The sequence below is a fragment of the Helcococcus bovis genome, from assembly GCF_046035835.1.
Lineage (GTDB): Bacteria > Bacillota > Clostridia > Tissierellales > Peptoniphilaceae > Helcococcus > Helcococcus bovis.
Window position 1 is genome coordinate 26,145 of record NZ_JBFNGB010000019.1, and the last position, 9,377, is coordinate 35,521.

11 protein-coding genes are annotated in these 9,377 nt (G+C 29.2%); all 11 read right to left on the bottom strand.

Annotation, left to right across the window (positions count from 1 at the left end):
• Positions 1 to 102: 102 nt before the first annotated feature.
• On the bottom strand, positions 103 to 1,662 hold the full coding sequence (locus ABGF48_RS06710) for a recombinase family protein (RefSeq protein WP_408105569.1): 1,560 nt from the start codon (positions 1,660 to 1,662) through the stop codon (positions 103 to 105).
• A 154-nt stretch (positions 1,663 to 1,816) separates the two neighbouring features.
• A complete protein-coding gene (locus ABGF48_RS06715) occupies positions 1,817 to 2,071 on the bottom strand; it encodes a hypothetical protein (protein ID WP_408105570.1) in 255 nt (84 codons plus the stop codon).
• Positions 2,064 to 3,362 carry a recombinase family protein gene (locus tag ABGF48_RS06720; protein ID WP_408105578.1) on the bottom strand — a complete coding sequence of 433 codons (1,299 nt, stop codon included), beginning with the start codon at positions 3,360 to 3,362 and terminating at the stop codon, positions 2,064 to 2,066. Before ABGF48_RS06720 ends, ABGF48_RS06715 begins: the two co-directional genes overlap by 8 nt.
• Complete coding sequence (locus ABGF48_RS06725) at positions 3,350 to 3,622, bottom strand: recombinase family protein (RefSeq protein ID WP_408105571.1); 273 nt, start codon at positions 3,620 to 3,622, stop codon at positions 3,350 to 3,352. The genes ABGF48_RS06720 and ABGF48_RS06725 overlap by 13 nt, the downstream gene beginning before the upstream one ends.
• 62 nt (positions 3,623 to 3,684) lie before the next feature.
• Complete coding sequence (locus ABGF48_RS06730; RefSeq protein WP_408105572.1) at positions 3,685 to 3,858, bottom strand: SHOCT domain-containing protein; 174 nt, start codon at positions 3,856 to 3,858, stop codon at positions 3,685 to 3,687.
• A gap of 188 nt (positions 3,859 to 4,046) precedes the next feature.
• Entirely contained in the window at positions 4,047 to 4,556 is a 510-nt protein-coding gene (locus ABGF48_RS06735; RefSeq protein WP_408105573.1) for an RDD family protein, read from the bottom strand.
• 85 nt (positions 4,557 to 4,641) lie between these two features.
• The gene (locus ABGF48_RS06740; RefSeq protein WP_408105574.1) at positions 4,642 to 5,172 is read right to left on the bottom strand and encodes a GH25 family lysozyme; all 531 of its coding nucleotides are present in this window, start codon (positions 5,170 to 5,172) and stop codon (positions 4,642 to 4,644) included.
• Positions 5,109 to 5,246, bottom strand: coding sequence for a hypothetical protein (locus tag ABGF48_RS06745; RefSeq protein WP_408105579.1), 138 nt, complete (start codon positions 5,244 to 5,246; stop codon positions 5,109 to 5,111). The genes ABGF48_RS06740 and ABGF48_RS06745 overlap by 64 nt, the downstream gene beginning before the upstream one ends.
• Positions 5,247 to 5,740: 494 nt before the next feature.
• A complete protein-coding gene (locus tag ABGF48_RS06750) occupies positions 5,741 to 7,267 on the bottom strand; it encodes a hypothetical protein (RefSeq protein ID WP_408105575.1) in 1,527 nt (508 codons plus the stop codon).
• 363 nt (positions 7,268 to 7,630) lie between these two features.
• The gene (locus ABGF48_RS06755) at positions 7,631 to 8,059 is read right to left on the bottom strand and encodes an NUDIX hydrolase (RefSeq protein WP_408105576.1); all 429 of its coding nucleotides are present in this window, start codon (positions 8,057 to 8,059) and stop codon (positions 7,631 to 7,633) included.
• A 288-nt stretch (positions 8,060 to 8,347) separates the two neighbouring features.
• A complete protein-coding gene (locus ABGF48_RS06760; protein WP_408105577.1) occupies positions 8,348 to 9,106 on the bottom strand; it encodes a hypothetical protein in 759 nt (252 codons plus the stop codon).
• Positions 9,107 to 9,377 lie beyond the last annotated feature (271 nt).

The window sequence follows — 9,377 nt, forward strand, 5'->3', positions numbered from 1 at the left end:
TATACTCAAAATAAACTTTAATCAATAAAAATGTAACTTTATCACTTTTATTATACATATTATACAAAAAAAAAGACTCTACCTGCTCATAGAGTCTTTAATCTATTTAACTTCAATTTTTATCCCTGACTTAAATTCAACTAGGATTGCATCTCCATTTATCTCAATACTTTCGATTAGTTTTCTTACTAGAACATCATCAAACCTATCAATCCTAATTTCTTTTTCTTCAAGAAATTCTTTCATCTCTTTAAGCCTTTCCTTTAAGCTTTCATTTTCTGCAGCTTTAAGCATTATCTCACTTTTTTCGTCTCTTAATTCTTCTAACTTCAAAGCCAAATCAGTATAATCTTCCTTTGCATTTGCTTTTTTTAATACTTCCTTTTGGAGGTCTAGCATCTTTTGATCAAGCATTAGTATCTCATCACCTGATTTTTTTATTAAGGCTTTTTCAATATTACTCTTTATAATACTCTTTATCTTTTCCTTGCCTTCAATTGTTTTATTAATTGCTTCTAGCACTTTTTCTTGGATTAGTTCTTCAGATAAAGTTTCTGCATCACATGTATGAGGTCCTTCTTCTATTCTTGTTAAGCATCTCCAAACTGGTACTTTTACACCCCTATTTGTATACACTACACGTCTATAAATTTCTCCGCATTTTCCACATTTTATTAGACTTGATAGTGCATACTTGCTGCTATAAATTCTTTTCTTATTACTACCTTCATTAATATTTGCCCTTCTAGTTAACTCATCTTGTACTTTCATAAAAATATTCTTTGGTATGATTGCCTCATGACTGTCTTGAACATAGTACTGAGGTACAATACCATCATTTTTTACCCTTGTCTTGTTTAGAAAGTCTACGGTATAAGTCTTTTGAAGTAATGCATCTCCCATATATTTTTCATTTGTAAGAATTCTCCTTACACTAGATGGAATCCACTTTTTTCTTCCTGCTCCTGTTAGGATATTATCTTTTTCAAGACCTTTTGCAATATCTCTTAAACTTGATCCTTCTAAAAATTCTAAAAATATTCTTTTTATAGTTTTAGCTTCATCTGGTTCTATTACAAGATTTCCATCTTCATCTTTTGTATAACCTAGAAATCTATTATGATTAACTGATATCTTTCCTTGTTTAAACCTGAACTGAAATCCAAGCTTTACATTTTGTGATAAAGATTGACTTTCTTGTTGAGCAAGAGATGCCATTATTGTTAATAGCACCTCACCTTTAGAATCCATTGTATTAATTGATTCTTTTTCAAAAAATACTGGAATATTTTTCTCTTTTAATTTTCTTATATAATTAAGACAATCTACTGTATTTCTTGCAAATCTTGAGATTGATTTTGTAATAATCATATCAACTTCGCCCTTCATACAGCTTTCAATCATGCTATTAAATCCATCTCTCTTTTTTGTATAAGTTCCACTGATACCATCATCAGCATATACACCTGCAAAATCCCAATCTGGATTATTTTTGATATATGAAGTATAGTAATTTACTTGAGTTTCATAGCTAGTAGCCTGTTCATCTGTATCAGTTGAAACTCTACAATAAGCAGCAACCCTTAGCTTTCTCTTTTCTTCTTTGTTTAATATATTTCCTTTTTTCTTTTTTGCTGGAATTACAAATACATTACTTTCCATCTTTCACCTCGCATTCTATTAAGCTGTATCTATAGGCTGCAAGTTCAAAAGGATCTAAAATATTTTTTTCTTTCTTTTTTATACCAAAACCTATAATTTCTTGATATGTTTTTTCTTTACTAGGCTTTCCTTTTCTATGCTTTTCTTTTAGCTTTTAATCTACCTTTTCAAATAATTCTTTTTCTATAATTTTAGGATAATAATCATCTCCAAGATATCTTTTATTTATTAGGATTCTTTTTACACATGCATGGGATTTTGTATTAAAGCCTGATTTATCTGATGCTGCAAGTAATGTTCCAACTTCAAGATATGAGAGGAATAGCTTTTTTAATATCTCACTTTCTTTATTATCTATTACACACACTCCATTTTCTATACGATATCCATATGGTAAATGTCTACTCATAAAGCACCTCCTTCAAAACAAGTCCACATCGTAAATGGATTAGAAAAGAAGTTCTACTTTTTACTTCTATTTTGTCTATAATACTTTTAAATGCATCCCCATCAAACTCTTCTAAGTATTTATTATTCTCTAAAAGTTTAATAAGATCTTTTAAGCTTTCGATTTTTCTTTTATCAAGCTTTACCCCACTAGTTAATTTCTCTTTTTCTAAAATCAATGTTTTTTCTTCAAAAGCTATTTCATTATTTTCTTTTGCATAAAGTGATGTTTCTATTAGTCCTGAAGAAAATATTGATGACAAAGTAAGCTTTCTTTCAGTTAACTTTTCAAGCTTATTATTTATCTCATTAATTTTTAATAGTAAGCCCTTATCATCAATTTTTTCTAAATCACTTAAGAGGACTTTTAGAATTATATCTTTTGAAAAGGCTAGTTTTCTTAGCATTTTCATAAACACAAACTTTATGTCGCTATCTAAAATATATCTTAAATCGCATTTGTCTTTTTCAATTAAATGTTTCTTACAAGTCCAAGCAATATAGTCTTTATATGTAGAATAGTGATGTCTTCTTATTAATTTTGATCCACACTTCCCACAAATAAGCTTTCCTGAAAAAGTGTATCTTTGTTGATACTTACTAGTATTCCTACCATTTCCTTTTTCTTTTGCATTTTGATAGAGTAACTTTTTTACTTTATTAAAGTCTTCATGAGATACTAAAGGCTCATGTCTGTTTTTCACTAAATACTTTTGAAGTTCTCCATTATTCCTATTTCTTTTATAGCCTTCATCTGTATATGTCTTTTGAAATAAAGAATCTCCTGTATACTTTTCATTAGATAGTATTGCTTTTATTGTGGTACTTGACCATTTACCTCCTCTTTTAGTTTTAATATTATTTTTAATAAGATGCTTTGCAATAGTATAAAGTCCATTTCCAGATAAATACATTTTATATATATCTTTTACAACTTTTCCTTCTTCTACATTTATTACTAATTTCCCTTCAATTACGTCATAACCATAAGGTGGAGTTGATATCTTATACTCTCCACTTTCAAATCTCTTTCTAATAGACCATTTATTATTTTCAGAAATTGACCTTAATTCGTCTTCAGCATATGAAGATAGTATGCTAAGAAGTAGCTCGCTTTCCATAGATAATGTATTGATATTTTCTTTCTCAAAATATACAGCCACACCTATTTTTGATAAAGACCTTATCATTTCAAGGCATTCAACTGTATTTCTTGCAAATCTAGATATTGATTTAGTTATTACCAGATCAATTTTTTATCTTTACAGTCCTCAAGCAAATCTAATAATCCAAATCTACCTTTCACTCTAGTTGCTGTAATTTCTTCGTCATAGTAAAGTCCTGCAAATAACCATTCCGGATTAGATTTGATGTATTCTTCATAGTATGCTTTTTGTGCTTCTAAGCTTATCAACTGATCTTCTTCAGATGTTGAAACCCTAGCATAAGCTGCAACTATAATTTTCTTGTCAGTATACTTTTCATTTTTAGCATCTATTTTTGTTATTCTCACTTGTCTTTCACCTCCTTTTTTGCTAGTAACACATTCCCGTACAAATAGCTATTTATCAAGCTTTATCGCATTATTTCACCTAAAAAAGGGGTGAATTCTTCTATATTGTAACAAGTGATTTCTTCATATTCTTCAAGTGAAATTAGCTCTAATAAAAACATTTCTACAAGTATTTCACTTGAAATATAAAAGTCTAATTCTTTTTCTATATTTTCGTAAGTTTTTTTACTATCCATTTTACCCTCCATGCTCTAAATTCCTTCTTCACTATCCCTAGGACATTTAGGTCATTTTTGAGTAAAAAAATAAGACCTACGAGAAAAAACTCGTAAGTCATTATGTTAAAGAGTTAATATTATTTTTTAGTTCAACAAACTGGAATTTGTTGAAGTAAATTGAATATTTGAACTCAAATAATTAAAATCTATTTTCCTATCAAAACTTGAGTTCCAGCGATTAAATCCCCTAAATGTCTTTTATCATTTCTTATGGTTCCCATGAAAAATAAAACCAACATGAGTCCAACTGATAATACCTCCAAAACTATACTAATAGTATCGAAGCCGGTATACATCCCCCCGATAGTCCCCATATGCCCTAATTGCCATGGTAAAAACTTTATTATATTTCGAACTAAAGCAGAGCTATAGTTTTTATTTTTATAAGCCAGCTTTAGTCCCATCTTTCTTTTTCCAATACTTCCACCATTATAATCAAGATAAGTAAAAAAAAGTATTATCGGAAGTACGGACGAAACAAAAACAATGATCTGAGACTGTATTTGCGTAAATGCATGGATTCCTTTTAGTACCAATTTGTAAAATAAAATACAAACGATAAATAGACATACCAGATATGCACTTATGACCAACCAGTCTATAAAAAGTTCTTTCACTCTAGTTGAAAAAACTATTTTATTATTTTCTTTATACATTCTGCCCCCCACAAATTCTAATTTGTATTTATTATACCATAAAAAATAAGCCTACAGATTTTAATCCGTAGGCTTACTCTATCTTTCATATTAATTTATTTACTTCCTTTTGTACCTTTAAATAATCATATCCTAAGGCTTCAATCTTTCTTTTTCTAGTTAATCCATTCCCAAACTTACCTTGAATTACATCCCTTGCTATCTTATTGATGTCTTTTCTTCTAAGTTTTTCATTAACTAACTTTTGAATTTCTTCATAATTATAACCAGCTTTAATTAGATTATATCTTCTTTTATCACCATTTCCCCAAAGACCTTTTAGAACCTCATCAGCTAAGTCATCATTAGTTTTTCTATTGTTCTTTTTCCTAAAACCATTTAATCCATATTCTCTTATTATTGATGGATAGTCTTTATAAATAATATTTATGTCTACATTTCCATTCACTCCATCTACTCTTCCAGTTGAAGTATATTGCCAAATTCCTGATTTCTTAATTATCTCCTTATCAGGATGCATTCTCCAATCTGCTATCCATAAATCAAATCTATCTAATACTTTTTGATACCATTTGTTTTGATAGTAATATACATTACAGTAATTCCTATATACCAACCATATTCTTCAAGTCTTTTACAAAATGCTTTAACTATTTCAGTCCTCAAAGACTTAGTTAAATCAACTCCCATTTGGTTAGCATATCTTTCAGAGTCGTACTCGTAATCTGCAAATACAGGTAACTCTAATTTTCCCTTATTTCTTAAAATCCACTTATTAAAAAAGTCCGCTTCTTTTATTGCATCTTCTTTTGTATAAGCATAAATAAACCAATATGCTACTACCTTTAAGCCTAAGCTTAATCCTTATCAATGTTTCTATAAGCTGTTGAATCAAGATAGATTTGACCATAACCCATCCTTTGAATTATTCCATAAATTCAAATTTATTCTAGCCTTTTAATTCCATCCATACCGATGACATGACCTACCAAATATTCAAAGTATTAAACAATTTTCTTAATTTTTGCAAGTAAAACGAATCGAAAATTATTAATTTAAAGCTTTTCAAATCATTCTTATTCATTTTCTCTTGACATCAATACTAGAACCTTCGCATGGCTCGATTTTTCCGATTTGATGTCATGTATCAAATTACCAATTTATCAAATCGTATTCCACACCCTTTACACCTTTAGTGTTTCCGGAATCTTAATTTTGAAATCAACTAAGCTGTACCTAGCATAACGTTTTTTTATCTCTCCAACAATACATTTTTTCTTGTCCTTAAGTGCTTTTTGAACATGCTGCATTCCAGCATTTTTCTGCATCAATTGCAAATAATGCTCCTCCAGTAAGATAGGTGAAGGTAATTTACAATTCGTTACTGTTCCAATCGAATAATTAGTTACCACAAAGCAATCTACTTCCTTAGGAATTATTCCAGTATACTCAGTTCCAAAATATTCTTCTAATATGTAATCATGTTCATCAACATATTTCTTTGCCCATTCCAGCTGTATATATGCTTTTTCCAACATCTCAACTAAATTAGTTATATCTCTTTCAGAGTCAACCGGAATTTTATACTTTAATTCCAACACCTGTAAATGATTATTATTCTTATCATAAACTAGCATATCCATTCCAGGCCTAATTTTCTGTTCTTTAGTCAAATTTTGGGCAACTAAAAATCTTTCCTCTACAATTTCTTTTAGTCTGTTTTTTTGCTCTATTTCGAACATATTTTGTTCTTTCTCATATAGTTTAGATTGATGCTTAGCTAAAATTCTTAAAGCATTAGTCGCCGGTCTTTGCATACTAAATATTGCCTCTGAAAGCATTATTCTATTATTATCTAATTCAAAAAAATAGTTTAATGACAAATCCGCATTTTTATCTCTTACATCATATTGGAAAAAATCAATTATTTCTTCCACTTTTTTCTTAGATATCCCCGATTCTTCAGCTAGCATCCTGACCAATTCTTCTTTTTCCCATATGGAAATGCCTTCATCTCCTGGTATTCTTACATGATTATAAAGCAATTTTCTCATTATGTAATTATTCAGCACAAAAGAAATCTCTTCATAATCGTTCAAAGTAAATTCTCCAAAGTTAAAATTGTAATTAAAACTAAAGTCACTTCTATGAATAGTTTCTATTACTTCCACATCAGAAGCATTTATATTCTTAATCAAACTATCTAATAATACTCTTTTTTCAGACTGCTTTCGATTCAACGTGTCATATAACTCATGAACTTGGTGACTCTCCTCATTTACATAATCAAACTGTATACTATTTCCAAACATATTGTAGGATACTATATGTTTATTATGATAAAAAGAATATTTAACAAACTCATCATATGCATATGCTAATCCCATTAATTCATACACTTGATTTGCTAATATTTTTTGATTATATTCACTTTCTTTAGCACAATATTCCAAGCACCACCTACATATCCATTTTAGCGACTCTTGAAAAAAAGCAATCTCCTCTATATATGTTGCATTCGTTCTAATCAACTTTTTCATATATTCTTGTTTTTTATCATGCTCACCTTTTTCAAAAAACAAAAATAGCATACCCACTTTTATCATTACACACTGGATTGCATCATTCTTACTTAACTTGAACAGATCATTTTTTGCAATTTCTTTTTCTAATAACTGTTTCTTATGATATAAATATTCAAATTTATTCATCATTTCTCCTATGAATACTACAGTTTTATTTTAAACACACTCTCAGATATTCCACTCTAATTTTATTCCTACAAAAACTTCCTATGTCATCAATATCTAGCACTTGGCTCGATTATTCCGATTTGATATCTGCCTTAATTTATTGTATCGAATTATAAGGGAATAAATCAAGGAGTTTTACTGTTAAAGTGAACATATCGAAGAAAGTGGTTCTTTTTTTAATGAATTTCCAACAACTTTATTAATAGCTTCACGAATATTGTAAGTTCAGAATTAGAAGCCGCACCAAAGATTTGCTTAAATTGTGCAATAACAATATACTTTCTTAATTCTTGTTTACTTTCCACACTAAAATCGCCATTTTTATAACGATAATAAACCATTAGTGAAATTGCAACATAAGTCTGTAATGATATGACGAACTCCGATATGATTAGATTTAAGGTATTCTTTCATAAATGGAGGATAGGCATTATATTTTTCAAGCTCATCAATTGGTATCCATTGCATAGACTCTTTTACTCCACCCTTAGTAAGGTTCTGGCTATTAAGATTCTTATTGCCCTTTGGTTTCATCATGTAATAAAAGGCAATCTCATGGCAATCGACGCCTGTTAAATCAGAACTTCCAACAAAGAAATTCTCGTGTATCACGGCAAGACGATCTACCTCGTACTCAACTCCAGTTTCCTCAAATACCTCCCTTTTTACAGCTTCTTCCGATGTTTCTCCTAAATGAACTCCTCCGCCTATAGAGTAGTAATAGTCATCAACTTCATTTCCTGCAAACAAGACACAATTATCTTCGACTATAATTGCTGCAGCTCTAAATCTGAACCGCTTATTTTCTTTTCTAAAACACAATCGTGCTCCATCTTTATCTCCCTTAAATTAATTTTCTTAATAGAACATCATCAAACTATTAATCTTAATATCTTTTCTTAAAGAATACTCTCATCTCTTTTAATCTTTCTTTCAAGATTTCATTCTCTGCTTACCTAAGCATGATTTCATTTTATCCAGACAGCATTTATAGACTAGAACTAACAAATGATAAATAAGTATGTCAAATAATGATTATTAGTTCTTAATCTCACCATCATTTATTAACCCTAGACCATTAAAGTAGTTATATAGTTCATCATTATAGTTTTTTACTATTTGGCTAGATCTATTTTCCCAAAATCCATATATTCTTTCTATTTCATCAAGACAAGCTTTCTTGTCTTTTTCTTTGTATATTTTTAATGGATCATCAATCATTTTATATTCCGACAGACCATGAGTATCTAAAAAAGATTCCCACGTAAAATTTTTAAAATATCCTTGTGATTCTATAAAACTTGACTCAACTTCTCCTAAATAATAATTTTTTACTTCTTCCAAATAGTAGTCTAAGGAATCGTACCAGCTAAGCTTTGCACTTTTTCTTCCATGACACATAGGGATAATCCAAAAATTAGCTAAACAATGGTATTTTAAATGATAATCAATTAATTCTTCAGGCCACATTTCTTTTGGACTTCGATTGATTTTTGATTTGTTATCCAAAATTATATTCGCCAAAGAATTAAATGAATGCATAGTATCTCCCATATAATTCTCATTTATATATTTTCCGTTTTCTTTTAGAATTTTTCTATTATTTTCCTTTAAAATATCCTTATATACTATTTCATAGAAACCTACACTGAAATCTGACATATCTTCATCTAAATTACTATTGTATAGCTGTGGACTATATATAATATTGTCTTGCATACATATTTTTTTAACACTATTATCACATATGATAGGAGTAAGTAATATTTCATATACTTTCTTTTCTTTTTCTGTCATTTTATTTTACCTTTTAAATTCTATCTTATTTTATTCATAACACCATCTATACTGTTGACACACCCCATCAAAATATCTAAAGTGTTGACACGACCCTTTAAAAATATTCATAGTTTTGCTACAAGTAAGTATTTGAAAGATATTTTTGAACACTTATTCTTAAAAATTAATCATATAATTATCTAGTCCAAAAATACATAAACCTATTGATTTCAAGCCTTTCAGAGCCTTTAGCCCCTCTACTCTCTTGTCATCAATACTAGAGCTTCAT

Bases quoted from the DNA above. Each gene is read 5' to 3' on its own strand.
- ABGF48_RS06710 (WP_408105569.1), bottom strand. From the start codon at position 1,662: ATGGAAAGTAATGTATTTGTAATTCCAGCAAAAAAGAAAAAAGGAAAT.
- ABGF48_RS06715 (WP_408105570.1), bottom strand. From the start codon at position 2,071: ATGAGTAGACATTTACCATATGGATATCGTATAGAAAATGGAGTGTGT.
- ABGF48_RS06730 (WP_408105572.1), bottom strand. From the start codon at position 3,858: ATGGATAGTAAAAAAACTTACGAAAATATAGAAAAAGAATTAGACTTT.
- ABGF48_RS06735 (WP_408105573.1), bottom strand. From the start codon at position 4,556: ATGTATAAAGAAAATAATAAAATAGTTTTTTCAACTAGAGTGAAAGAA.
- ABGF48_RS06745 (WP_408105579.1), bottom strand. From the start codon at position 5,246: ATGGGAGTTGATTTAACTAAGTCTTTGAGGACTGAAATAGTTAAAGCA.
- ABGF48_RS06750 (WP_408105575.1), bottom strand. From the start codon at position 7,267: ATGAATAAATTTGAATATTTATATCATAAGAAACAGTTATTAGAAAAA.
- ABGF48_RS06760 (WP_408105577.1), bottom strand. From the start codon at position 9,106: ATGACAGAAAAAGAAAAGAAAGTATATGAAATATTACTTACTCCTATC.